At 44.4% G+C, this 970-nt stretch carries 1 pseudogene; it reads left to right on the top strand.

From position 1 onward, the window contains the following. Positions 1–82: 82 nt before the first annotated feature. Positions 83–943 (top strand): annotated as a pseudogene (locus tag P2W76_RS07460) (IS3 family transposase); the annotation flags it as partial. Between the last annotated feature and the right edge of the window lie 27 nt (positions 944–970).

Here is a 970-nt window from a genome sequence, read left to right as displayed (position 1 = left end):
ACGAGAACCGGAGGCTTAAACAGATGTACGCTGAGCTAAGCCTGGATTATCAACTTGCCAAAACGATCATCGAAAAAAAGTTGTAAAGCCCTGCCAAAAGCGGGAGCTGGCAGAATGGTCGGTTAGTGAAGTTGGAGTCAGCATTGACAGGGCTTGCCGGACTGTAGGTCTGCACCGTTCGTTATGGTACTATCAAAGCAGGAAAGACGACACCGAAGTGATGGACAAACTTCAAAGTCTGGCTGAACGCTATCCTACACGAGGATTTGACGACTACTACGGTAAAATTCGGCTTGAGGGCTTGGTATGGAATCGTAAACGGGTTCTCAGGGTTTACAGATCCATGAGATTGGTATTTAGGCGTAAGCATAAGCGCAGGCTGCCTGCACGTATAAAACAACCATTAGAAGCGGCACAACTGATTAATTACAGCTACAGTATGGACTTTGTAAGCGATGCTTTAATGAGCGGCAGACGAGTCAGGATATTAAATATCATGGATGATTGCAGCAGAGAGTGTCTTGCTGCCTACGCAGATTACAGCATTCCTGCATGGAAGGTAATTATGGTGCTGGAACAGGTTATAAATGAGAGAGGAAAGCCAGTTAAGATCCGGGTGGACAATGGTCCGGAATTTATCAGCAAAGAGTTAAAAAACTGGTGCGATGACAACAAAATAGCGCTGCAGTTTATTCAGCCAGGCAAGCCTATGCAGAATGGTTATATAGAACGGTTGAACCGGACATTCCGGGAAGATGTACTCAATGCTTACCTCTTTGAGAACCTGGAACAACTGAGGATCTTATGCGATGAGTGGGTTTACGATTACAACCATATGAAACCTCACAGCGCTCTTAAAGGAATGGTACCTGCTATGATCTCCAAACAACAGACTGAGGTCAACACGAAGAATGTATTAATTGAGGAAATAACTCTAAATTAACGGTGTCTTAAAAATGGGAAGGCTACA

This window comes from Daejeonella sp. JGW-45, assembly GCF_029360805.1.
Classification (GTDB): Bacteria; Bacteroidota; Bacteroidia; order Sphingobacteriales; family Sphingobacteriaceae; genus Daejeonella.
The sequence above is the reverse complement of the archived record's forward strand: the minus strand, read 5'-3'. Positions and strand labels throughout refer to the sequence as shown.